Origin of the sequence: Aeromonas sp. PrichA-15 (assembly GCF_017939245.1) — a bacterium.
Taxonomy (GTDB): Bacteria; Pseudomonadota; Gammaproteobacteria; order Enterobacterales; family Aeromonadaceae; genus Aeromonas; species Aeromonas caviae.
In genome coordinates this window covers 8043-31086 of record NZ_JAGKRH010000292.1, presented here as the reverse complement: position 1 = coordinate 31086, position 23044 = coordinate 8043, and the positions used below count along the sequence as shown (strand labels likewise).

The window sequence follows — 23044 nt, the reverse complement described above, 5'->3', positions numbered from 1 at the left end:
ACGTTGCTCAAATTCTCGACATGGAATAAAGTCGAGGGACGGCTTAGATAAGGGCACCACCATGTGTATTCAACCCAATGACAATTGGCAGTGGCATTATGACGCTCAGGATGATCGCCTGATGCTGGATTTGTCCGATCGCATGATATTTGCCACCGAATATAAAGGTCGACAACTTGTTCCCTGTTCTTTCACCACCCAGCCTTTTTGTGTGGATGATGCCGCCCTCTATTACCAGTTGATGGACAAGGCTGCTGAACTCGACTGGAGTACGCCCCACCAGGTCCAGCTGGTCCTCAATGCCATCGCCGTCAGCCGTTTTTATAAACCCCTGATGCCGCAAAGCTGGTTCTTTCATGAACAGCAGGCTCATGTTATTCCAGAGATGGGATCCCTGGTGTGGATGGATACTCCCCACGGTCGGGGGGAATTCATGGTCATCGAAGCCGGCGATCAGGCGAGCGTTTGCCTGAACCTGACCGACGAACTGGTGCTGACCAACAGCAAGACGCTGCCGCGCTTTGCCGTGATCAAGGTGATGAATAACCGGATGCAATCCAGAGTCCGGGCACAGACACAATATCTGGAAGTGGGCTGACGATGGGGCCGTTATATGGCGACGAATAAGTCTGTTATAGGCCTGCTATATTGGTCTGATATTTAAGCGCACAGTCTCTCTCTTGTTCCATTATTTGTCTTTTTCCTTCGTCTGGTCGTCACGACCATTTTCTGCCTGGTCCGGGCAAGATTTTCGAATTCTTTACGAATGTGATGGTAGACAGCTGCCAGCCAAGAGCGGGATCCTGTCGCCCGCAAGGGGGGAGGGGAGAGTCTGCCGCGCCTCTTGCCGTTTATATGGCGCCTTTGTCCAAGGTTCGAGTGCCGAGCGCGGGCCGATAAGGTATAATGCGGCACTATTTTTATGGCATCCCCGTGAGCGTGATGAAAGAATTTTTTGCAACCTGCCCCAAGGGGCTGGAAAACCTGCTGGCCGTCGAGCTGACCAATCTGGGTGCGGAGCAGGTCCGTGAGACCGTGGCCGGCGTCCACTTCAAGGGCGAACTGGCCATCGGCTACAAGGCCTGTCTGTGGAGCCGCTTTGCCTCCCGTATCGTGCTGGTGCTCTCCGAGTTCCAGATGAACGACGATCTGGACCTCTACCTCGGGGCTCATACCATTCCCTGGGAGGAGCACTTCTCCGGTACCGCCACCATCGCGGTGGACTTTACCGGTACCAACGCCTCCATTCGCAATACCCAGTACGGCGCCCTGAAGATCAAGGACGCCATCGTCGATCGCTTCACCAAGCGCGGCCACGTGCGCCCGGATGTGGACAAGAAGTCTCCGGACATTCGCATCATGGCGCACCTTGGCAAAGGCAAGGCCAATATCACGCTGGACTTGTCAGGACCGGCGCTGCACCAGCGCTTCTATCGCCAGGGCACCGGCGAGGCGCCCCTCAAAGAGAACCTGGCTGCGGCCATGATTGCCCGCAGCGGCTGGGCTGGCGAGCCCATGATGGACCCCATGTGCGGCTCCGGTACCCTGCTGATTGAAGCGGCCTTCATCGCTGCCGACATGGCGCCTGCGCTGCGCCGTGAGCGCTTCGGTTTCGATCGCTGGCTGCAACACGATGGTGAACTGTGGCAGAGTCTGATGATGGAAGCCCAGGTGCGTGCCAAGCGCGGCATGCAGCGCTGCGAGGTGAAACTGTTCGGTTGCGATGCGGATACCCGGGTCCTGATGAAGGCCCGTGACAACGCCAAGGCCGCCGGCGTGGCCCATCTCATTACCTTCAAGCAGGCCGATGTCACCAAGCTGGAAAATCCGCTGCCGATGCCGGCTGTGGAAGGAGAGAGCCGTCAGGTCGGCATGCTCATCTCCAACCCGCCCTATGGCGAGCGTCTCGGTGAATTCCCGGCGTTGCTGGAAGTGCATCAGGCCCTTGGCGATGCCCTGCGCCGCGGCTTCCAGGGGTGGAAGGTCACCATTCTCTCTGCCTCTCCCGAACTCCTGAGCTGCCTGCGCTTGCGTGCCGACAAGCAGTATCGCCTGTTCAACGGCGCCCTCGAGTGCCAGCTGCGCAACTATCAGATCGCCCTCGATGCCGTCGCTTCCCAGAAAGAGGTGGCCCAGGACTTTGCCAACCGTCTGCGCAAGAATCTGAAGACCCTCGAGAAATGGGCGAGCAAGGAGAACCTCGATTGCTACCGCCTCTATGACGCGGACTTGCCGGAGTACAACGCTGCCATCGACCGCTATCAGGATTATCTGGTGGTACAGGAGTACGCGGCGCCCAAGGACATTCCCGCCCAGAAGACCCGCCAGCGTCTGCTGGACATGGTGCAGGCCGCCATCAAGGTGACCGGCATGGACGGCGAGAAGGTGATCCTGAAGGTGCGCGAGCGCCAGGAAGGCAAACAGCAGTACCAGAAGCTCTCCGAAGAGCAGCACCGGATGGAGGTTCAGGAGTACGGTGCACGCCTCTGGGTCAACCTCTACGACTATCTGGACACCGGCCTCTTCCTCGACCATCGCCAGACCCGCCGCATGCTGGGCCAGATGGCTCGGGGCAAGCGCTTCCTGAACCTCTTCGCCTACACCGGCAGTGCCACCGTGCACGCGGGGCTCGGCGGCGCCCGCGAAACCACCACGGTGGACATGTCGCGCACCTACCTCAACTGGGCCCAGGACAACATGCGCCTCAACTCGCTGGTGGGCCGCGAGCACAAGTTCGTGCAGGCGGACTGCCTGAAGTGGCTCTCCGAGGCGGACGAACAGTACGACCTCATCTTCATCGATCCGCCCACCTTCTCCAACTCCAAGCGGATGGACGAGAGCTTCGACGTGCAGCGGGATCACCTGCTGTTGATGCAGCACCTCAAGCGCCTGCTCGCGGCGGACGGCACCCTGGTCTTCTCCAACAACAAGCGCCACTTCAAGATGGACTTGGCCGGCCTTGACGCCATCGGTCTCAAGGCGCAGAACATCACGAACAAGACCCGGCCCAAGGACTTCGAGCGCAACCAGCATATCCACAACTGCTGGATCATCACCCACGCCGAGGCACAAGGCTGATGCTGACCCTGTTTCACACCGACGGCTGCCACCTGTGCGAACAGGCGTGGACGCTGGTGGAACAGGCCGGGATGGCCGCGCAGACCCGCCGTTGCGACATCCTGGAGGAGGAGGCCTGGCTCGAGGCTTACCGGGTGCGCATCCCGGTGCTGCAAGACAGTGCCGGCCGGGAGCTGGGCTGGCCTTTTACCCTGGGGGAGCTGCAAGGCTGGCTGGTACAGGGGTGAGCAGGATTTGACGACAAAACGGGGGCAGACTCACGCTGCCGCCCGTTTTTTCATAAGCAACAAGGAACAAACATGGCTCTTTTGACATTGCACGGCGCGTCCCTGTCGTTCAGTGATTTTCCGCTGCTCGACCATGCCGAGCTCACCATAGAGCGGGGCGAGCGCCTCTGTCTGGTGGGTCGCAACGGGGCGGGCAAGTCTACCCTGATGAAGGTGATTGCCAGCGAACTGCCGCTGGACGACGGCCGTCTGGTGTTGCAACAAGATTTGAAAGTGACCCGCCTCGAGCAGGATCCGCCCGCCTCGAGCGAGATCACCGTGTTCGATTACGCCGCAGAAGGGCTGGCCGGGGTAGGGGAGCTGCTCAAGCAGTACCACCATGTCTCCCACGCCCTGGCGCACGACCCTTCCGATGCCAACATTCGCACCATGAGCCAGTTGCAGGAGCAGCTCGACTATCAGAACGGCTGGCAGTACGAGACCCGCATCAATCAGGTGCTGACCCTGCTTGATCTCGACCCTGATGTGACGCTCGACAGTCTGTCTGGCGGCTGGCTGCGCAAGGTGGCTCTGGCCCGCGCCCTGGCGTGTGACCCGGATCTGTTGCTGCTGGACGAGCCGACCAACCACCTGGACATCGATGCCATCAACTGGCTGGAAGAGTTCCTCAAGGACTTTCGCGGCGCCATCGTCTTCATCTCCCACGACCGGGAGTTCATCCACAAGCTGGCGACCCGGATCATCGATCTCGATCGCGGCGTGATCACCTCCTGGCCCGGTAACTATGACGAATATCTGCAAGGCAAGGAGGAGTGGCTGCGGGTCGAGGAGCTGAAAAACGCCGAGTTCGACCGCAAGCTGGCCCAGGAAGAGGTATGGGTGCGCCAGGGGATCAAGGCGCGTCGTACCCGCAACGAGGGACGGGTGCGGGCCCTCAAGGCGATGCGCATGGAGCGCACCCAGCGCCGGGAACTGCAGGGCAAGGCCAAGCTGCAACTGGACGAGGCGGGCCGCTCCGGCAAGCTGGTGTTCGAGACCGAGGGGCTGGGGCTGGACTTTGGTGATCGCACCCTGTTCCAGGGACTGGATCTGCAGGTGCTGCGCGGGGACAAGATTGCTCTGGTGGGCCCCAACGGCTGCGGCAAATCGACCCTGATCAAGCTGCTGATGGGTCAGCTCGAGGCGAGCCGTGGCTCGGTGCGCCAGGGGACCAACCTGGAAGTGGCCTACTTCGATCAATATCGTGAGCAGCTCGACCCCGAGAAGACGGTGGTGGACAACGTGGGGGAGGGCAAGCAGGAGGTGATGGTTCGCGGCCGCTCCCGCCACATCCTCGGCTACCTGCAGGACTTCCTGTTCGAGCCCAAGCGGGCGCGCACCCCGGTCAAGGCCTTGTCAGGGGGCGAGAAAAACCGTCTACTGTTGGCCAAACTCTTCCTCAAGCCCAGTAACTTGTTGATTCTGGATGAACCAACCAACGACCTGGATGTCGAAACGCTGGAATTGCTGGAAGAGCTGCTCACCGATTACCCGGGGACCCTGCTGCTGGTCAGCCACGATCGCCGTTTCATCGACAATACCGTGACCGGCTGCTGGCTGTTTGAAGGGGATGGTCGGATCAGCGATTATGTCGGGGGCTACGCCGACATGATGGCCACACGAGCCCTGCAGGCCGCCCAACAGACGGCCAAGCCGACCCCGGTCAAGGTGGCAGAGCCTGTCGCGTCGGCAGCGGAGCCTGCGAAAAAAACACGAAAACTCTCTTACAAGTTGCAACTGGAGCTGGATAATCTGCCAGCCCGGCTGGAACAGTTGGAAATGGAACTCGATGCCCTGCAGGCCGAGATTAACCACCCCGGTTTCTTCTCTCTGCCAGCAGAGCAGACCCAGCCCAAACTGGATGCATTGAATGCGGCAGAGGCCGCATTGGAACACGCCTTCTCCCGTTGGGAGGAGTTGGAAGCGTTGAAACATCAAGACTAAGGAAGTAGATGAAAAAGCAATTATCCATGCTGGCCATCCTGGTCGGCGCCAGCCTCAACGCGCAGGCGGCACAAAGCTCCTTTTTCACCATCGTCGATGACGAAGTCAAAGGCTATGCCAGCGGGATCAGCGGCGATGCCAACGGCCTCATCGGGCTCAACACCAAAAACAACATGGCGGAATACTTCTCCACCGTGCGGTTTGCCGACTTCCTGGTGGATCGTTTCCGTTTCGAGCAGGGTTGCATGCTCTCCAACTCGGTCTGCAACTCCTTCTGGAGCGACAACTCGGGCTTTGCCTACCAGTGGCGTCGCGACTTCCTGGACAAGGTGGATCAACGCAGCAACCTGGGCTATGTGACCAGCTCCGAGGTAGATGGCCTGGTGACGGCCCTCGGGGATGTCCCGGAGGATCGGGTCGGTTACAAGATGAATGGCAAGCTGCGCACCGCCTTTGCCGTGGTCAATGACGGCAACCCGGTCGAGCTCAAGGATGCGGCCAGCACCCACGGCCTGAGCGTACCCACTTCCATCAAGAAGCTGGACAACGGTCAGTATCTGGTGACCGGTACCGCAGCCAGCGACAAGTATCGCCACAAGGTGGGCGGTGACTTCTACAAGTGGTGTTTCGAGACGGGCAATGACAGCCAGTACGGTGACTTCCGCTACTGCCCCGGGGTCGATACCCAGGCGAGCTTCTGGCTGCTCAACAGCTCGGGCGGGTTCAACAAGCTGATGCAGGCCGGTACCTATGGCCATCAGCGTGACGAGGTGCTGCAAACCGCCTCTGCACTGGGCGTGGCCAAGTACAACGGCACCCTCTACGGCGTGGGCTACAGCTCTACCGGCGAGGTGGGCACCGGTGATCTGGATGGTCGCAACCTCGCCAGCTACTGGACCCTGGATACGGCTGCCGGCACCGTGGGCACCACCAAGATCATCCCGCTGCCGGATGGCGAGCCTGGCAAGGACGATGCCAAGCTGCAACACAGCTGGGCCGTGGCCGTCAACGACAACGGCTACGTGATCGGCAACCAGCGCTATCGCATCAACAAGGGACAGAACCGCCCGGTGGAGATGTTCCTGTTCAACCTGAGCAAGCCGGGTACGGCGGCCAGCCTTCCTCTCCAGGACAAGCCGGTCTCGGGGGCAGGCTCGGAAGCGGCCGCCATCAACGAGCACAACATGGTGGTCGGCTGGCGCGACTCCCGCCATCAGACCCAACCAGTGGTCAATGGCACCAACCGCATGCAGGAAGCCTTCCTGCTGAACGCGGCCGCCCCGGCCAACAGCTGGTATCTGAACGATCTCATCTGTGGCAAGGATGACGCCGGCAACAAGCAGTGTGCCCAGAACGGCAAGTACTATCACATCGCTTACGCCAGCGGCATCAGCAGCGACGGCACCATTGCCGCGACGGCGTATCGCTATGACAGCGAGAGCGACCTCAACAAACGCGCCAACGCCACCGTGGTCGCCGTCAAACTGACGCCGGCCGTGGCGGATTATCAGGGCAATGCCCCGGCCAGCTATGTGGTCAGCAATGCGCCGGTCAACAACCAGACCGGTCAGGATGGTGGCGAGGGCGGTGGCGGCAGCCTGTTCTGGTTGACTCTGCTGGCGCTGCCCTTTGCCTGGCTGCGTCGCTATCAGCGATAAATAAGTGTCATCAAAAATTAATGCAGTTCAGTATCTTGTGTCACAACCCCTGAATAGCATGGAATTTTTTGTTTGACCCTGCCTCCCCCCTGGGGTAAAGATGAAGGCGACCGGTGAAAAACTGGTCGCTTTTTTTGTTCCACGAAGAGGGTCGTAGATGATGAAGAGACAGAAACGGGACCGTCTGGAGAGAGCTCGCGCTCGTGGTTATCAGGCTGGCGTAGTCGGCAAACAGAAAGAAGCGTGTCCGTACCAGTGCCTGGATGCAAGGGGCCATTGGCTTGGTGGTTGGCGCGATGCCATGGAAGGGCGAGGCTCAGGCCTCTTCATGAAGTAACCGATACTTCATCACTCATTACAAAAGGAAAGGGGCCATCGTGGCCCCTTTACGTTGTCTCTGCTCACCCAGGAGCAGGATCAGAATGCGGTGGTGTCTTTGAACAGGCCCACTTTCAGATCGGTGGCGCTGTAGATGGGGCGACCATCCACTTCCACGACGCCATCGGCAATACCCATGACCAGTTTGCGGTTGATGACGCGCTTGAAGGTGATCTTGTAGGTGACCTTCTTGGCCGTCGGCAGGATCTGGCCGGTGAACTTGACTTCACCGACACCCAGCGCACGTCCTTTGCCAGGACCCCCTTTCCAGCCCAGGAAGAAGCCGACCAGTTGCCACATGGCATCCAGGCCCAGGCAGCCGGGCATGACGGGATCGCCGGGGAAGTGGCAGTCGAAGAACCAGAGATCCGGCGTGATATCGAGTTCAGCCAGGATTTCACCCTTGCCGTGCTCGCCGCCATGGTCGTTGATCTTGACGATGCGATCCATCATCAGCATGTTGGGGGCGGGCAGCTGGCTGTTACCTTCACCAAATAATTCGCCACGGCTGCAGGCAAGCAGCTCTTCACGGGTAAAGGACTCTTTGCCTTGTTCGCACAGGGAGAGGCGGGGATCAATGGTGTCGTTATCTAGGGTCACGCTGTTTATCCTTCATATGGGTCAAAGCCGGGCCAATTTAGCTTACAGATGTTCGCTAAACAACTCCGATCACTTCATTTAACGGCCAAGCAGTCGATCCAGCAGGCTGCGCAGCAGGCCGCCACTCTTGGTTGCCGTGCCATTGAGTTCGTCCAGTCTCTCCTGGATGCGACCAAACAGGGTATCCGGCATGTCCGGTTCGCCAGCAACGCAGCCGGTGAGCAGCTCGATGGCCTCTTCCACGTGATCCACCGGGTGGATGTGGAACTGGCCGGCCTCTACTGCCGCGATCACTTCATCAGAGAGGTTGAGCTGCTGGGCGTTGGTGCCGGGCAGCAGAATGCCTTGCTTGCCGGTGAGGCCGTGGATCTTGCACACCCGGAAGAAGCCCTCAATCTTCTCGTTCACGCCGCCAACGGCCTGCACATTGCCGAACTGGTCGACCGCACCGGTCACGGCGAAGTGCTGGTAGATGGGCTGGCGGGCGAGGGCAGAGAGCAGGGCACACAGGCCGGTCAGGGAAGCGCTGTCACCATCGATCTCGTGGTATGACTGCTCGAACACCAGGTTAGCCGAGAGCGGCGAGGGGTTCTCTGCGCCGAACTTGTTGGAGAGGTAACCGTGGATGATCATCATGGCTTTGGCGTGAATGTGCCCGGCGAGCTCCGCCTTGCGCTCGATGTCAGCCACATCGCCATCCCCGAGGTGGACGGTCGCGGTGAGGCGTACCGGCTCCCCGAAGTCATAGGGATGGCCGGCCACCTGGATGACGGAAAGGCCGTTGATCTGGCCAACCTCTTCACCGTCGGTCTGCAGCAGGATCTGGCCGTCGATGACACCCTGATCCGATTGCTCCACCAGATAGTTGAGGCGGTAATCCTGCTCTTCCAGGGCGAGCAGGATATGTTCGTCAGTGACGCAGGTCGCTTCCAGCTCGCGGGCCAGGCTGTCGGCCATGCGCATGATGGCGCCGAGCTGTACCTCGGAGAGGGATAGCCACTCCTGATGGTCACACAGGCGGCTGGCATGGCGACAGAGGGCGAGGAGGGCACTTGGGGTGAAATCCAGCAGCGCCCAGCGCGCTCGCAGCCAGGCGAGATATTGCAGGAAGGCGGGGAGATCTTCCTCGATGTTCACTTCGGAGACCAGATCGGCACGCAGGAAGATGCGTTCCGCCATGTCCCTGTCCAGCATCTGGAATTCCGCCACGTCCAGCCTGTCACCGACCAGGATCAACTTGAACCGGATGGGGGTCGCTTCCGGGGTGAAGAACGGCGTCAGCGTCTTGCCTTCCTGATAGGCATTCCAGTCCAGCTCGCCTTTTTGCATGGCGTTTTTGAGCTTGAACCAGAGATGAGGCTGATCCAGCAGCTCATCGAGCTGAAGTATCAGGTAACCACCGTTTGCTTCCCGCAGCAGACCAGGTTCCAAAAGGTGCTGGTTGGCGTAAACGGAGCCTTGTTCCGTCTGATAGTTGATGGAGCCGAACAAGGTATCCCAGTTCAGGTCACGGCCGTAGACGACAGGGGCTTGCTGATCCTCATGATGGATCAGCAGGTTGATGAGCACCGGGTGCTGGAACTCGAGGCCCTGGGCGACATGGGCGGCCAGATCGGAGAGGAAATCCACGATCTTGGGGTCGTTGTTCTGTTTGCGGATGATCCGGGTGACCAGCCGCTCGGCGTCGAGATGGTGGCTCATCAGCTTGAGCAGCTCGCCGACCATTTCGCAGAACTCGAAACCCGAGCCCGGTTGCAGGCGCAGCCAGATGGGCTTGAAAGGGTTGTTGAGATTCTCGGTATAACAGAGATCGAACAGGTCGCCATCCTTGCCATTCGAAGAGGCGATCAGGGTCTGGCAGACATTCTCGTAATCTGCACCGGGGAAACCGTTGAGGATCATGACCGGGCAGTCACCATCAAAACTGGCCAGCCGTTTGATACCCGAAATCGCTCTGGGTTGCAGGGCGGCAAACGGAATGGGGTCGAGTTCGCCAAGTGTGGGGAACTGCTCAATCGAGAAAGCGGGTTTTAATTGTTCTGATGTTAATTCAGCCACTTAAGACATCCGGTCGGGGATAGGATCAATTGCCACCATTATACACAGTTCGGTTGAGGGTGACAGAATACCAAGATACTTAATTTAACATAATATACATTATGCGCGGTGTCGAATTTATGAGTCCCAGGGCATGGTCAATCAAGGATTGCCTTTAGGTCCCGTGTCTTGGTTATGAGTGCAGTTTTATTGTTCACCATTGGTTATCAGTCATATGTACGGTTCTGGTCGAGCAAGTGGTCCAGCGGCTTGCGGCTGGCACTCTCGTGACGTTCCCGGTTGCCGGTGTGCAGGTACTTGGAGGTGGTGTCGATGCTGTCATGTCCCGCATCGGCTTGTACGTGGGATAAAGGCCGGCCGTGCAGATTGATGTCATGGGTGATACCGGTATGGCGAATGGAGTGCGGCGTCAGGGTTCGCATTTCAGCGGCATCCTGATCAAAACCATCTTGTTCGGCGAGGCTTGCGGCCTGTTCAAATACCGCCATTACCAGGTCTCGTAGCTGGCGGATACCCAGATTGGCATTGAGTTCGCCTTGTTCGCGGCCATGGGCCGCCGCCTTGTGGCGTACGAACAGCGGGGTCTGCTCCCCGGGGGCCGGCAGTGGCGAAAGTCCAAGAAAGGTACGATAGCGAGCCAGGGCTTCGAGCAGAGCCTGTGAAACGGCCACGGTGCGACGTTTACCGCCTTTGCTGCGGGGAATGTCATAACCCCAGACGCCCGTTTTGGCGTCACGTCGAAACTGGCCCATGACGGGGCTGAAACCCGGCCTGGCCGCCACCTCGGAAATTCGCAGATAACAGGCATACATCAGACAGATGAGAAAGCGGCTGCGCTCATGTTGTGCCGGGCATTCGGCAGCGAGCTGTTCGGCGGCTTGCATCACATAGGACCATTGCAGCTCGGTGAAGGATTGCGCATCTTCACCAGCCTCCTGGGGGCCCGCACGTTTAACCCGCTGCAGCAGGAGAGCCGGATTGCGATCCATGTACTCCTCCTGGATGAGAAACTGGAAGAAGGCGGACAAAATGGCGAGTTTTGTCTTCATCGCCTGCTCACTCAGTCGATACGGCAGCTCCCGGCCCAGTTCCCGCTTGCCAAGAAACGGACGCCACAGGGGGTTTGGCAACCGTTCCCCCCACTCCTTGTCGAGCACGAACTGGGCGACGTTGCGGTAGGCAATCAGTCCGGACGGTGGCGCCTGGCAATAGTCGAGATAGCGCATCATGATGCGCCTGGTGAGATCCCTGGGGCTGATGGCCACCTCGCAAAAACACCAGTGCAAAAAAGTGGTCAGCTCACTGCGATAGGTCTTGTAGTTGTTTTCGCTGTGGCGCTGCTCCAGCAGCCAGTCGACGGCCAGCTCATACACGATCCCCGCGTCGGGGACCTTGCCAAGACTCAGGGTGGCGAGGTACTGGTTGACCTGGGGATTGCCCGCCTCAAGGTGGTCCACGCTATCGAACAGTGGCATGGCGGGTGGAAGTGCTGGATGAGTCATGATGGTGTGTGATGTCGGTTGAATGTTTTGAACGGGGCCGCAACCCCCTGATGCCGATAAATGGGGTTATCGGCATCAGGGCTTGCAGTGCGCCTTGGGGGCAACGACCTGAGGCATCTTGCTGTGATACCCCATGATGACGAGCAATCGGCATATTCAATGAATATGCAGTGTGGTTGGAAAATCCTCGGGGAAAATAGTCGTGAAAATGACTTAAGTTGCACTTTTCATGAATGAGATAGCGGGTTCTGCCTCACATCCCCTTCCCCGCCCTTTCGTCTCAAGCCACGCTCTTCAGGGGCTTCCCCTTTGGCAGTTCAGTATCCAGCTTGTCTTCTTTGGGGGGATTCCCCTGCCCTTTTCCACCGCGCAATACCTGCTGCAACTGATCCCGCTGCTCGGCCAGATAAAAGGCCAGACTCTCCTGCTGCTCCGGTGCAAGCGCGACCGGCGCACCCGCCAGCAGTGTCATCAGCTCATCGGCGGTGTCCAGCAGTTTGTCATAGGCATCCGCCTCTTTCTTGCTGGCAAAGGTCATCTTCTCCACTCCCCCACGTACCACAACATACTTGATCTCAACGGCCATCGCGGCGCCCTCCTGATGATAGTGATTGCAAGTATATGTACGTATATACAGTATTGCAAATACCCTCAGCATGTCGGCATGCATCGCCAGCCCCTGCTTGGCTGGCGGCGGCCAGTTCACACCGGAAAACACGTCTTTTCAAAGGCGCTGTCCCAATTACATGTTGAAAGGCTAACCTTGAAGTAGGTCATCACCCTGAGGGCCTCCATCATGGATACCCAAGCCTTTCAACATCTACTGTCTCTCTTTCCACAGCTCACCATGCGCCAGCGTCGCCTCGCGCAACATGAACTCACTACCCCTCACCCAATCACCTCGCTGGCCGCTCAACTCCCCGCTTGTCGATGTTGCCCTCACTGTCAGGCCGAGGCTACGCAGTTGGCTCCCTGGGGTTGGAGTCGAGGGCTGCGTCGTTATCGCTGCAAGCAGTGTCTGCGCACCAGTTCCGTTCTCACCAAGACGCCTCTGGCTCGACTTCGCAAGGCACAATGCTGGGAAGACTACGCCCAGGCCCTCATCGACGGTCTGACCGTCCGACAGGCTGCCGTCCGCTGCGGAGTCTGTAAAAATACCGCCTTCTTGTGGCGTCACCGCTTCCTGAAAGCCATGGCGAGTCACCAGGCGGCACGGGAAGGGGGTATCGTCGAGGTTGATGAGACCTTCTTCTTGGAGTCGTTTAAAGGGCAACGTGGTTTGCCCCGCCCGGCCCGCCACCGTGGGGGCAAAGGCCGTACCCGAGGCACAGGGCCGGATTACATCCCGGTGATGGTGGTTCAGGACCGGGCTGGTCACCATGCGGATTTTCAGTTGGAGAAAATGAATGCCGAGACGGTGATAGCTGTTTTGACACCCCTTGTCTCGTCAGATGCGGTGTTGTGTAGCGACGGCGCCGGGGTGTATGCCAGTTTCAGCAAAGCGCAGGGAGTGACCCATCAGGTCGTGCGCAATCGCCAAGGCGAGCGTGTGGTTGGCGCGTACCATATCGGGGTCGTCTCAGAAAACGGAAAATAAAGCACGCTAAGTGTGCACTGAGGCGGGAACGCTCATTGCAACGCCTTTGCTAAGGCTGATCCGATTCTGGACACCGCCTGGTTGCTTGCCGACATAGACGCTGCGGTTTGGGTGATGTAGATCGCCACAATGACGGCTGAACGCTTGGGCGGCCAGACAACGGCGATTATGGAACGTGATCCGTGACCACCTGCTCCCGACTTGTCCGCAATTTGCCAATCCCTCGGCAAGCCAGCGCGTAGCAAGGCATCGGCAACTTGATCCCCGAGCATCCATTGTGTCAGTTCGTTCCGAGCCGGAGCGGAGAGGACACCGTCGAGCAACAGTGTTTGCAGGCTCCGCGCTGCCGCAATTGGCGTTGTCGTGTCGCGTGCATCCCCCGGCGTGGCCTCGTTGAGTTCGGGTTCTCGCCGATCCAGGCGTGTCTTATCGTCACCGATAGACCGCATGAACGCGGTGAATGTCCGTGCCCCGCCGATTGCATCCAACGCCAAATTGGCCGCTGTGTTGTCACTGATACTGACGGCGGCCCTGCACAGCTCACGCAGGGTCAGCGTGCCGCCAGGTGGCACCCTTTCCGTCACGGGTGAGTATGTGACCAGCGCTGTGCGCTCGATCGGTATCGCCTGCTCCAGGTTCAGCTTGTGGCGGTCGGCCTGGGCCAGAACGGCCGCGCAGGAAAAGGCTTTATGCGTGCTGTTCAGCGGGAAGCGTTCGTCGCCACGATGCTGCCACGTCAGGCCGGAATCCGTATCGATCACCGCCACTCCGACCCTAGCCTGAAGCGTGGTCTCCTCTTGGGTTACAGCGAGGTCGAGGATTCCCGTATCCATGGCATATGCGGATGTGCAGATGAGGCCAACACATCCGAGTATCGCCACAGGGACAGAGAGAAAATGACATTGAAATTTCATAAGCATTAGATTTGTAGCGACGCCGGCACCCAGCGATACAGCGTCGGAATCGACACGCCGAGGTTCTTGGCCACGTCCCGCGGCGGCACGCCGCTAGCCAGCAGTTTCTTGGCCGACTCGATCTTACTGTCGGTCATCTTCGGCTTGCGGCCCCCTTTGCGGCCGAGTTGCTTGGCAACCGCCAGTCCGGCACGGGTGCGCTCGACGGTCAGCTCACGTTCCATCTCGGCAAGGCTGGCCATGACGTGGAAGAAGAAGCGCCCGGACGGCGTGCCGGTGTCGATGGAGTCGGTGAGGCTCCTGAACTGGACGCCTTGCTTGTGCAGCTCGCCGACCAGATCGACCAGTTGCTTGACCGAGCGGCCCAGCCGGTCGAGCTTCCAGACGACCAAGGTGTCGCCCTCACGCAGCATTTCGAGCGTTTTGCCCAAGCCCGGACGGTCTGCCCGTGTGCCGCTCACCTTATCCTCGAAGACCTTTTGGCATCCGGCCTTGGCCAAGGCTTCACGTTGCAGCTCAAGGTTCTGATCCTGCGTGGAAACGCGCGCATAACCGATTAGCATGGCTTGCCTTTTGCCCGGTCGATGCGTTCCTGCACCACCTGCATGGCTTCTTCGTGGGGGTAAGCCTTGACGGCGGGGTCGTTGGCATCCAGGCGCACGGCTGGCAGTTGCTTGAGCAATTCCGGTAGCCATTGCTGTACCGTCTCCCACACTACATCGAGGTTGATGTCGAAATAGCCGTGGGCCATGCGATTGCGCATATTGCGCATGCTGCGCCACGGCACGTCGGCATGCGCCTGGGTGAACTCGGCGTAGCCATCCATCACCTTCGTCGCAGCCTCGCCGATGACGATAAGGCTCATGATGACGGCCTGCTGGGTGCACTTGTCGGCCAAGAAGTCGTCCCTGGCCATCCCTTCCACGAAGCTGCGTGCATCGGTTGCGGCCTGCTGGATGTGGTCGAGGTAATCGGGCAGACGGTTCTCGCTCATACCGGCTGCGCCTCCGCGAGCACCTTGGCCCGGAACTTTGGCGGCAGGTCGCCAGGGGTCAGCAAATCGACGTCCACGCCGAGCAGCGATTTCAGTTCTTCTTCCAAATCGCCCAAGTCCAACAACGTGGCACCAGGCAAGGCATCGACCAGCAGGTCGAGGTCGCTGCCATCCCGGTCGGTGCCATGCAGAACCGAACCGAATACGCGCGGGTTCGCGGTGCGGAAGCGGCCTACTGCTTCACGCACCGCGCTTCGCTTCATGTCAAGCACAACGGACGGTCGCATGGGCATCCTTTCTTATCGAAACTCGTTGAGATGATATGCAATCAAGAATAGAATTTCAAGAACCATTTTCGAGAATCGCAATGCCTTGATTTCGCGTGCCGCGTGTCGTTTTCAGAAGACGGCTGCACTGAACGTCAGAAGCCGACTGCACTATAGCAGCGGAGGGGTTGGATCCATCAGGCAACGACGGGCTGCTGCCGGCCATCAGCGGACGCAGGGAGGACTTTCCGCAACCGGCCGTTCGATGCGGCACCGATGGCCTTCGCGCAGGGGTAGTGAATCCGCCAGGATTGACTTGCGCTGCCCTACCTCTCACTAGTGAGGGGCGGCAGCGCATCAAGCGGTGAGCGCACTCCGGCACCGCCAACTTTCAGCACATGCGTGTAAATCATCGTCGTAGAGACGTCGGAATGGCCGAGCAGATCCTGCACGGTTCGAATGTCGTAACCGCTGCGGAGCAAGGCCGTCGCGAACGAGTGGCGGAGGGTGTGCGGTGTGGCGGGCTTCGTGATGCCTGCTTGTTCTACGGCACGTTTGAAGGCGCGCTGAAAGGTCTGGTCATACATGTGATGGCGACGCACGACACCGCTCCGTGGATCGGTCGAATGCGTGTGCTGCGCAAAAACCCAGAACCACGGCCAGGAATGCCCGGCGCGCGGATACTTCCGCTCAAGGGCGTCGGGAAGCGCAACGCCGCTGCGGCCCTCGGCCTGGTCCTTCAGCCACCATGCCCGTGCACGCGACAGCTGCTCGCGCAGGCTGGGTGCCAAGCTCTCGGGTAACATCAAGGCCCGATCCTTGGAGCCCTTGCCCTCCCGCACGATGATCGTGCCGTGATCGAAATCCAGATCCTTGACCCGCAGTTGCAAACCCTCACTGATCCGCATGCCCGTTCCATACAGAAGCTGGGCGAACAAACGATGCTCGCCTTCCAGAAAACCGAGGATGCGAACCACTTCATCCGGGGTCAGCACCACCGGCAAGCGCCGCGACGGCCGAGGTCTTCCGATCTCCTGAAGCCAGGGCAGATCCGTGCACAGCACCTTGCCGTAGAAGAACAGCAAGGCCGCCAATGCCTGACGATGCGTGGAGACCGAAACCTTGCGCTCGTTCGCCAGCCAGGACAGAAATGCCTCGACTTCGCTGCTGCCCAAGGTTGCCGGGTGACGCACACCGTGGAAACGGATGAAGGCACGAACCCAGTGGACATAAGCCTGTTCGGTTCGTAAGCTGTAATGCAAGTAGCGTATGCGCTCACGCAACTGGTCCAGAACCTTGACCGAACGCAGCGGTGGTAACGGCGCAGTGGCGGTTTTCATGGCTTGTTATGACTGTTTTTTTGTACAGTCTATGCCTCGGGCATCCAAGCAGCAAGCGCGTTACGCCGTGGGTCGATGTTTGATGTTATGGAGCAGCAACGATGTTACGCAGCAGGGCAGTCGCCCTAAAACAAAGTTATGCAGCCAAATCCCAACAATTAAGGGTCTTAAAATGGTAAAAGATTGGATTCCCATCTCTCATGATAATTACAAGCAGGTGCAAGGACCGTTCTATCATGGAACCAAAGCCAATTTGGCGATTGGTGACTTGCTAACCACAGGGTTCATCTCTCATTTCGAGGACGGTCGTATTCTTAAGCACATCTACTTTTCAGCCTTGATGGAGCCAGCAGTTTGGGGAGCTGAACTTGCTATGTCACTGTCTGGCCTCGAGGGTCGCGGCTACATATACATAGTTGAGCCAACAGGACCGTTCGAAGACGATCCGAATCTTACGAACAAAAAATTTCCCGGTAATCCAACACAGTCCTATAGAACCTGCGAACCCTTGAGAATTGTTGGCGTTGTTGAAGACTGGGAGGGGCATCCTGTTGAATTAATAAGGGGAATGTTGGATTCGTTAGAGGACTTAAAGCGCCGTGGTTTACACGTCATTGAAGACTAGTCCTTTGCATAACAAAGCCATCAAACCGGACGCCAGAGATTCCGCGCCTGTTGCGCATGGCTTCGCCATTTTATGCGCAATAGGCGCGCCACCCTGTCGCCGTTTATGGCGGCGTTGGGCGCACAATAAGGCTCCTCGCAGAGTTGCTTGAAAGTTGTTACGATTCAAATTCAATCATGAGATAGTCAGCAGATGAGCACTTCCAAGAACGCAGACAAGTAAGCCGCAGCAACCTTCATTTTTCGGTTGTTGCGGCGTTCTCATGAATCCTTTTGCTCTACGGGAGCGCCGCCAAATCCTTTGTTCAAGGAGATGGTTTCGTGCGCTCAAAAAACTTTAGTTGGCGGTACTCCCTTGCCGCCACGGTGTTGTTGTTATCACCGTTCGATTTATTGGCATCACTCGGCATGGACATGTACTTGCCAGCAGTGCCGTTTATGCCAAACGCGCTTGGTACGACAGCGAGCACAATTCAGCTTACGCTGACAACGTACTTGGTCATGATTGGTGCCGGTCAGCTCTTGTTTGGACCGCTATCGGACCGACTGGGGCGCCGCCCCGTTCTACTGGGAGGTGGCCTCGCCTACGTTGTGGCGTCAATGGGCCTCGCTCTTACGTCATCGGCTGAAGTCTTTCTGGGGCTTCGGATTCTTCAGGCTTGTGGTGCCTCGGCGTGCCTTGTTTCCACATTTGCAACAGTACGTGACATTTACGCAGGTCGCGAGGAAAGTAATGTCATTTACGGCATACTCGGATCCATGCTGGCCATGGTCCCGGCGGTAGGCCCATTGCTCGGAGCGCTCGTCGACATGTGGCTTGGGTGGCGGGCTATCTTTGCGTTTCTAGGTTTGGGCATGATCGCTGCATCTGCAGCAGCGTGGCGATTCTGGCCTGAAACCCGGGTGCAACGAGTTGCGGGCTTGCAATGGTCGCAGCTGCTACTCCCCGTTAAGTGCCTGAACTTCTGGTTGTACACGTTGTGTTACGCCGCTGGAATGGGTAGCTTCTTCGTCTTTTTCTCCATTGCGCCCGGACTAATGATGGGCAGGCAAGGTGTGTCTCAGCTTGGCTTCAGCCTGCTGTTCGCCACAGTGGCAATTGCCATGGTGTTTACGGCTCGTTTTATGGGGCGTGTGATACCCAAGTGGGGCAGCCCAAGTGTCTTGCGAATGGGAATGGGATGCCTGATAGCTGGAGCAGTATTGCTTGCCATCACCGAAATATGGGCTTCGCAGTCCGTGTTAGGCTTTATTGCTCCAATGTGGCTAGTGGGTATTGGTGTCGCCACAGCGGTATCTGTGTCGCCCAATGGCGCTCTTCGAGGATTCGACCATGTTGCTGGAACGGTCACGGCAGTCTACTTCTGCTTGGGCGGTGTACTGCTAGGAAGCATCGGAACGTTGATCATTTCGCTGTTGCCGCGCAACACGGCTTGGCCGGTTGTCGTGTACTGTTTGACCCTTGCAACAGTCGTGCTCGGTCTGTCTTGTGTTTCCCGAGTGAAGGGCTCTCGCGGCCAGGGGGAGCATGATGTGGTCGCGCTACAAAGTGCGGAAAGTACATCAAATCCCAATCGTTGAGAGAATGTGGCAAGCTATCGCCCAACAAATCGCTGCAGCCGACCCAAAACCGCTACGCGGTTTCGGTCGGCTGAGCTCAGGCGTTAGGCCTCGCCGAAGCGAAAGATCGCTACTTGAAGTGTTGACGCCTTTGTTTTAAAGTTTCGCGTCTATCTTTCTGATTTTGTTAAAAAATCAGACTTTGATTAATCATGTTAGACGTCAGAGGTATTTTGACTTAAACGCCTCTGAGGTCGAATTAACGTTAGCCACCAAGAAGGTGCCATGAAAACATTTGCCGCATATGTAATTATCGCGTGTCTTTCGAGTACGGCATTAGCTGGTTCAATTACAGAAAATACGTCTTGGAACAAAGAGTTCTCTGCCGAAGCCGTCAATGGTGTCTTCGTGCTTTGTAAAAGTAGCAGTAAATCCTGCGCTACCAATGACTTAGCTCGTGCATCAAAGGAATATCTTCCAGCATCAACATTTAAGATCCCCAACGCAATTATCGGCCTAGAAACTGGTGTCATAAAGAATGAGCATCAGGTTTTCAAATGGGACGGAAAGCCAAGAGCCATGAAGCAATGGGAAAGAGACTTGACCTTAAGAGGGGCAATACAAGTTTCAGCTGTTCCCGTATTTCAACAAATCGCCAGAGAAGTTGGCGAAGTAAGAATGCAGAAATACCTTAAAAAATTTTCCTATGGCAACCAGAATATCAGTGGTGGCATTGACAAATTCTGGTTGGAAGGCCAGCTTAGAATTTCCGCAGTTAATCAAGTGGAGTTTCTAGAGTCTCTATATTTAAATAAATTGTCAGCATCTAAAGAAAACCAGCTAATAGTAAAAGAGGCTTTGGTAACGGAGGCGGCACCTGAATATCTAGTGCATTCAAAAACTGGTTTTTCTGGTGTGGGAACTGAGTCAAATCCTGGTGTCGCATGGTGGGTTGGGTGGGTTGAGAAGGAGACAGAGGTTTACTTTTTCGCCTTTAACATGGATATAGACAACGAAAGTAAGTTGCCGCTAAGAAAATCCATTCCCACCAAAATCATGGAAAGTGAGGGCATCATTGGTGGCTAAAACAAAGTTAAACATCATGAGGGAAGTGGTGATCGCCGAAGTATCGACTCAACTATCAGAGGTAGTTGGCGTCATCGAGCGCCATCTCGAACCGACGTTGCTGGCCGTACATTTGTACGGCTCCGCAGTGGATGGCGGCCTGAAGCCACACAGTGATATTGATTTGCTGGTTACGGTGACCGTAAGGCTTGATGAAACAACGCGGCGAGCTTTGATCAACGACCTTTTGGAAACTTCGGCTTCCCCTGGAGAGAGCGAGATTCTCCGCGCTGTAGAAGTCACCATTGTTGTGCACGACGACATCATTCCGTGGCGTTATCCAGCTAAGCGCGAACTGCAATTTGGAGAATGGCAGCGCAATGACATTCTTGCAGGTATCTTCGAGCCAGCCACGATCGACATTGATCTGGCTATCTTGCTGACAAAAGCAAGAGAACATAGCGTTGCCTTGGTAGGTCCAGCGGCGGAGGAACTCTTTGATCCGGTTCCTGAACAGGATCTATTTGAGGCGCTAAATGAAACCTTAACGCTATGGAACTCGCCGCCCGACTGGGCTGGCGATGAGCGAAATGTAGTGCTTACGTTGTCCCGCATTTGGTACAGCGCAGTAACCGGCAAAATCGCGCCGAAGGATGTCGCTGCCGACTGGGCAATGGAGCGCCTGCCGGCCCAGTATCAGCCCGTCATACTTGAAGCTAGACAGGCTTATCTTGGACAAGAAGAAGATCGCTTGGCCTCGCGCGCAGATCAGTTGGAAGAATTTGTTCACTACGTGAAAGGCGAGATCACCAAGGTAGTCGGCAAATAATGTCTAACAATTCGTTCAAGCCGACGCCGCTTCGCGGCGCGGCTTAACTCAAGCGTTAGATGCACTAAGCACATAATTGCTCACAGCCAAACTATCAGGTCAAGTCTGCTTTTATTATTTTTAAGCGTGCATAATAAGCCCTACACAAATTGGGAGATATATCATGAAAGGCTGGCTTTTTCTTGTTATCGCAATAGTTGGCGAAGTAATCGCAACATCCGCATTAAAATCTAGCGAGGGCTTTACTAAGCTTGCCCCTTCCGCCGTTGTCATAATCGGTTATGGCATCGCATTTTATTTTCTTTCTCTGGTTCTGAAATCCATCCCTGTCGGTGTTGCTTATGCAGTCTGGTCGGGACTCGGCGTCGTCATAATTACAGCCATTGCCTGGTTGCTTCATGGGCAAAAGCTTGATGCGTGGGGCTTTGTAGGTATGGGGCTCATAATTGCTGCCTTTTTGCTCGCCCGATCCCCATCGTGGAAGTCGCTGCGGAGGCCGACGCCATGGTGACGGTGTTCGGCATTCTGAATCTCACCGAGGACTCCTTCTTCGATGAGAGCCGGCGGCTAGACCCCGCCGGCGCTGTCACCGCGGCGATCGAAATGCTGCGAGTCGGATCAGACGTCGTGGATGTCGGACCGGCCGCCAGCCATCCGGACGCGAGGCCTGTATCGCCGGCCGATGAGATCAGACGTATTGCGCCGCTCTTAGACGCCCTGTCCGATCAGATGCACCGTGTTTCAATCGACAGCTTCCAACCGGAAACCCAGCGCTATGCGCTCAAGCGCGGCGTGGGCTACCTGAACGATATCCAAGGATTTCCTGACCCTGCGCTCTATCCCGATATTGCTGAGGCGGACTGCAGGCTGGTGGTTATGCACTCAGCGCAGCGGGATGGCATCGCCACCCGCACCGGTCACCTTCGACCCGAAGACGCGCTCGACGAGATTGTGCGGTTCTTCGAGGCGCGGGTTTCCGCCTTGCGACGGAGCGGGGTCGCTGCCGACCGGCTCATCCTCGATCCGGGGATGGGATTTTTCTTGAGCCCCGCACCGGAAACATCGCTGCACGTGCTGTCGAACCTTCAAAAGCTGAAGTCGGCGTTGGGGCTTCCGCTATTGGTCTCGGTGTCGCGGAAATCCTTCTTGGGCGCCACCGTTGGCCTTCCTGTAAAGGATCTGGGTCCAGCGAGCCTTGCGGCGGAACTTCACGCGATCGGCAATGGCGCTGACTACGTCCGCACCCACGCGCCTGGAGATCTGCGAAGCGCAATCACCTTCTCGGAAACCCTCGCGAAATTTCGCAGTCGCGACGCCAGAGACCGAGGGTTAGATCATGCCTAGCATTCACCTTCCGGCCGCCCGCTAGCGGACCCTGGTCAGGTTCCGCGAAGGTGGGCGCAGACATGCTGGGCTCGTCAGGATCAAACTGCACTATGAGGCGGCGGTTCATACCGCGCCAGGGGAGCGAATGGACAGCGAGGAGCCTCCGAACGTTCGGGTCGCCTGCTCGGGTGATATCGACGAGGTTGTGCGGCTGATGCACGACGCTGCGGCGTGGATGTCCGCCAAGGGAACGCCCGCCTGGGACGTCGCGCGGATCGACCGGACATTCGCGGAGACCTTCGTCCTGAGATCCGAGCTCCTAGTCGCGAGTTGCAGCGACGGCATCGTCGGCTGTTGCACCTTGTCGGCCGAGGATCCCGAGTTCTGGCCCGACGCCCTCAAGGGGGAGGCCGCATATCTGCACAAGCTCGCGGTGCGACGGACACATGCGGGCCGGGGTGTCAGCTCCGCGCTGATCGAGGCTTGCCGCCATGCCGCGCGAACGCAGGGGTGCGCCAAGCTGCGGCTCGACTGCCACCCGAACCTGCGTGGCCTATACGAGCGGCTCGGATTCACCCACGTCGACACTTTCAATCCCGGCTGGGATCCAACCTTCATCGCAGAACGCCTAGAACTCGAAATCTAACGTCCGTTCGGGCATCGAGGTCCATGTCGGGGTGGGACGGGCCCGTGGCTTCAAGATCACTTGCAGTCCGACCGCGATGTCTTGGTTGCGCGAGAGGTTGTCGATATCCTCCACTTCCATCATCAACCCTGGATAATGCCGCCGCCGTCATCGCCGCCGACGCCCGTGCCGGGCTTTTCGGGCCTGTCAGGCTTGCTCGGCCTTCAGCCTGCCTGGGCGAGATCTCCGGCGGACGGATTAACGGCGGAGCTTCGCCGCCTTTCGTGCGTGTGAAGGCCGAAGATAGTTCTCTCAAAAACATCCGTTTATGAGAGATACCAAATGTCATTTTCAGAAGACGACTGCACCAGTTGATTGGGCGTAATGGCTGTTGTGCAGCCAGCTCCTGACAGTTCAATA

Annotated in this window: 21 protein-coding genes and 2 pseudogenes; 14 read left to right on the top strand and 9 right to left on the bottom strand. The window is 57.7% G+C overall.

Annotated elements, in window-relative coordinates:
* Window positions 1–61: 61 nt before the first annotated feature.
* The 6 genes from J9889_RS21465 (at window position 62) to rmf (ending at window position 7283) form a co-directional block, all read left to right on the top strand.
* Entirely contained in the window at window positions 62–598 is a 537-nt protein-coding gene (locus J9889_RS21465; RefSeq protein ID WP_210558111.1) for a cell division protein ZapC, read from the top strand.
* A gap of 308 nt (window positions 599–906) precedes the next feature.
* The gene (gene rlmKL, locus J9889_RS21460) at window positions 907–3078 is read left to right on the top strand and encodes a bifunctional 23S rRNA (guanine(2069)-N(7))-methyltransferase RlmK/23S rRNA (guanine(2445)-N(2))-methyltransferase RlmL (protein WP_052814621.1); all 2172 of its coding nucleotides are present in this window, start codon (window positions 907–909) and stop codon (window positions 3076–3078) included.
* Window positions 3078–3305, top strand: coding sequence for a glutaredoxin family protein (locus J9889_RS21455; protein ID WP_102948506.1), 228 nt, complete (start codon window positions 3078–3080; stop codon window positions 3303–3305). The genes rlmKL and J9889_RS21455 overlap by 1 nt, the downstream gene beginning before the upstream one ends.
* Window positions 3306–3377: 72 nt before the next feature.
* The gene (locus J9889_RS21450) at window positions 3378–5288 is read left to right on the top strand and encodes an ABC transporter ATP-binding protein (RefSeq protein ID WP_210558108.1); all 1911 of its coding nucleotides are present in this window, start codon (window positions 3378–3380) and stop codon (window positions 5286–5288) included.
* Window positions 5289–5296: 8 nt separating this feature from the next.
* The gene (locus tag J9889_RS21445; RefSeq protein ID WP_010674760.1) at window positions 5297–6946 is read left to right on the top strand and encodes a DUF3466 family protein; all 1650 of its coding nucleotides are present in this window, start codon (window positions 5297–5299) and stop codon (window positions 6944–6946) included.
* A gap of 160 nt (window positions 6947–7106) precedes the next feature.
* Complete coding sequence (rmf, locus tag J9889_RS21440) at window positions 7107–7283, top strand: ribosome modulation factor (protein ID WP_010674759.1); 177 nt, start codon at window positions 7107–7109, stop codon at window positions 7281–7283.
* A gap of 80 nt (window positions 7284–7363) precedes the next feature.
* On the opposite strand, the gene fabA is transcribed toward rmf, so the two are convergent.
* The 4 genes from fabA to J9889_RS21420 form a co-directional block, all read right to left on the bottom strand.
* Window positions 7364–7924, bottom strand: a complete 561-nt coding sequence (fabA, locus tag J9889_RS21435; protein ID WP_284488618.1) for a 3-hydroxyacyl-[acyl-carrier-protein] dehydratase FabA — start codon at window positions 7922–7924, stop codon at window positions 7364–7366.
* 78 nt (window positions 7925–8002) lie between these two features.
* Window positions 8003–9982 carry a Lon protease family protein gene (locus tag J9889_RS21430; RefSeq protein ID WP_045524875.1) on the bottom strand — a complete coding sequence of 660 codons (1980 nt, stop codon included), beginning with the start codon at window positions 9980–9982 and terminating at the stop codon, window positions 8003–8005.
* Between the two features lie 206 nt (window positions 9983–10188).
* On the bottom strand, window positions 10189–11484 hold the full coding sequence (locus J9889_RS21425; protein ID WP_045524874.1) for a site-specific integrase: 1296 nt from the start codon (window positions 11482–11484) through the stop codon (window positions 10189–10191).
* Window positions 11485–11764: 280 nt separating this feature from the next.
* A complete protein-coding gene (locus J9889_RS21420; RefSeq protein ID WP_039041159.1) occupies window positions 11765–12070 on the bottom strand; it encodes a YebG family protein in 306 nt (101 codons plus the stop codon).
* Window positions 12071–12280: 210 nt separating this feature from the next.
* Here J9889_RS21420 and J9889_RS21415 point away from each other — a divergent pair.
* Window positions 12281–13054 (top strand): annotated as a pseudogene (locus tag J9889_RS21415) (IS1595 family transposase); the annotation flags it as partial.
* 59 nt (window positions 13055–13113) lie between these two features.
* Here the strand turns inward: J9889_RS21415 and bla are convergent.
* The 5 genes from bla to intI1 all read right to left on the bottom strand — a co-directional run bounded on the left by bla (window position 13114) and on the right by intI1 (window position 16595).
* Complete coding sequence (gene bla, locus J9889_RS21410; protein WP_011270171.1) at window positions 13114–13995, bottom strand: class A beta-lactamase; 882 nt, start codon at window positions 13993–13995, stop codon at window positions 13114–13116.
* A gap of 5 nt (window positions 13996–14000) precedes the next feature.
* On the bottom strand, window positions 14001–14558 hold the full coding sequence (locus J9889_RS21405; protein ID WP_011270169.1) for a recombinase family protein: 558 nt from the start codon (window positions 14556–14558) through the stop codon (window positions 14001–14003).
* Window positions 14552–14989, bottom strand: a complete 438-nt coding sequence (locus tag J9889_RS21400; RefSeq protein WP_011270168.1) for a DUF86 domain-containing protein — start codon at window positions 14987–14989, stop codon at window positions 14552–14554. Before J9889_RS21400 ends, J9889_RS21405 begins: the two co-directional genes overlap by 7 nt.
* Complete coding sequence (locus J9889_RS21395; protein WP_008932166.1) at window positions 14986–15276, bottom strand: nucleotidyltransferase; 291 nt, start codon at window positions 15274–15276, stop codon at window positions 14986–14988. The genes J9889_RS21400 and J9889_RS21395 overlap by 4 nt, the downstream gene beginning before the upstream one ends.
* A 305-nt stretch (window positions 15277–15581) precedes the next feature.
* Window positions 15582–16595 carry a class 1 integron integrase IntI1 gene (gene intI1, locus J9889_RS21390; protein ID WP_000845048.1) on the bottom strand — a complete coding sequence of 338 codons (1014 nt, stop codon included), beginning with the start codon at window positions 16593–16595 and terminating at the stop codon, window positions 15582–15584.
* Window positions 16596–16767: 172 nt separating this feature from the next.
* On the opposite strand from intI1, the gene J9889_RS21385 reads away from it, so the two are divergent.
* The 7 genes and pseudogenes from J9889_RS21385 to J9889_RS21355 all read left to right on the top strand — a co-directional run bounded on the left by J9889_RS21385 (window position 16768) and on the right by J9889_RS21355 (window position 22645).
* Window positions 16768–17220: an NAD(+)--rifampin ADP-ribosyltransferase Arr-2 gene (locus J9889_RS21385; RefSeq protein WP_000237816.1), complete on the top strand. Its 453-nt coding sequence runs from the start codon at window positions 16768–16770 to the stop codon at window positions 17218–17220.
* A gap of 320 nt (window positions 17221–17540) precedes the next feature.
* The gene (locus J9889_RS21380) at window positions 17541–18800 is read left to right on the top strand and encodes a chloramphenicol efflux MFS transporter CmlA5 (RefSeq protein WP_012300772.1); all 1260 of its coding nucleotides are present in this window, start codon (window positions 17541–17543) and stop codon (window positions 18798–18800) included.
* A gap of 264 nt (window positions 18801–19064) precedes the next feature.
* Window positions 19065–19865 (top strand): oxacillin-hydrolyzing class D beta-lactamase OXA-10, encoded by an 801-nt coding sequence (locus J9889_RS21375; RefSeq protein ID WP_000846390.1) that lies wholly within the window; start codon window positions 19065–19067, stop codon window positions 19863–19865.
* Window positions 19866–19881: 16 nt separating this feature from the next.
* Window positions 19882–20720, top strand: a pseudogene (gene aadA1, locus J9889_RS21370) (ANT(3'')-Ia family aminoglycoside nucleotidyltransferase AadA1).
* A 116-nt stretch (window positions 20721–20836) separates the two neighbouring features.
* On the top strand, window positions 20837–21184 hold the full coding sequence (locus tag J9889_RS21365) for a quaternary ammonium compound efflux SMR transporter QacE delta 1 (protein ID WP_000679427.1): 348 nt from the start codon (window positions 20837–20839) through the stop codon (window positions 21182–21184).
* The gene (gene sul1 / locus J9889_RS21360; protein ID WP_000259031.1) at window positions 21178–22017 is read left to right on the top strand and encodes a sulfonamide-resistant dihydropteroate synthase Sul1; all 840 of its coding nucleotides are present in this window, start codon (window positions 21178–21180) and stop codon (window positions 22015–22017) included. The genes J9889_RS21365 and sul1 overlap by 7 nt, the downstream gene beginning before the upstream one ends.
* A 127-nt stretch (window positions 22018–22144) precedes the next feature.
* On the top strand, window positions 22145–22645 hold the full coding sequence (locus J9889_RS21355) for a GNAT family N-acetyltransferase (RefSeq protein WP_000376623.1): 501 nt from the start codon (window positions 22145–22147) through the stop codon (window positions 22643–22645).
* Window positions 22646–23044: the final 399 nt, after the last annotated feature.